This window comes from Caballeronia arvi, assembly GCF_001544695.2.
In the GTDB taxonomy this organism is placed as follows: domain Bacteria; phylum Pseudomonadota; class Gammaproteobacteria; order Burkholderiales; family Burkholderiaceae; genus Caballeronia; species Caballeronia arvi.
Map to the genome: position 1 here is coordinate 1 of NZ_FCOM02000310.1, position 686 is coordinate 686.

A 686-nucleotide genomic window follows, 5' to 3' on the forward strand; every position below is an offset into this window, starting at 1 on the left:
TGCATTCCGTTGTTGTACCCGTGCTTTTGGTCGCTCCCGCCGCGTTTCTTTTCTGGCGCTCGCGCGGCAGCAAGCGTTGCAGCGATCAACTGCATCGGCAATCTCGGCGGGTTCTTTGGCCAGAACCTCATGCCATATGTCGGTAAGGTGACTCAAAGCCACACCGCTCCAATGCTCGTCCCGACTGCGTGCCTCCTGGTGCTCGCGATTGGTACGGCCGTAGCGCGTTCCATCGGCGCTCGTCGACAGGCGTCGGCAGGGGCGCCTACGGTTAAGGTTTGAACCGGTAGACCGCTCGCATGGTAATCGATAGCGACGCCGCAGGCGTGAGCCGTCCCCTCCAATCCGGTCTGCTTTTTTCGGTCCGCTGAAGAGCTGCGGCGGCGATACCTCGTTTCGGCCGCATTGATAGACGTCGTGCATCAATGAGTCGAAAAAATGCACTTATCGCGTAAGTCATTTTGATCGAGTATTGACCTCACGATCCCAGCAACATGGCAACACACGCAAAAATGCAGCGGAGACACGGGATGTACAACTTGAGGCGTGATCGGCACGGCTAGCACGCTGTCACAAATATCCTTCTTACGCCTTTATTAGCCGAGCGTCGAAGTCAGTCAGTCCAGTCATCAAACAGCGTAGCGCACACGAGAGTCTACCGTCCTCGGACCCGATGGCGCTTTGAT

The 686-nt window shown here is 57.0% G+C and carries 1 pseudogene; it reads left to right on the plus strand.

What is annotated here, in order from left to right:
- Positions 1–282: pseudogene (locus AWB74_RS48170) on the plus strand (MFS transporter); the annotation flags it as partial.
- Between the last annotated feature and the right edge of the window lie 404 nt (positions 283–686).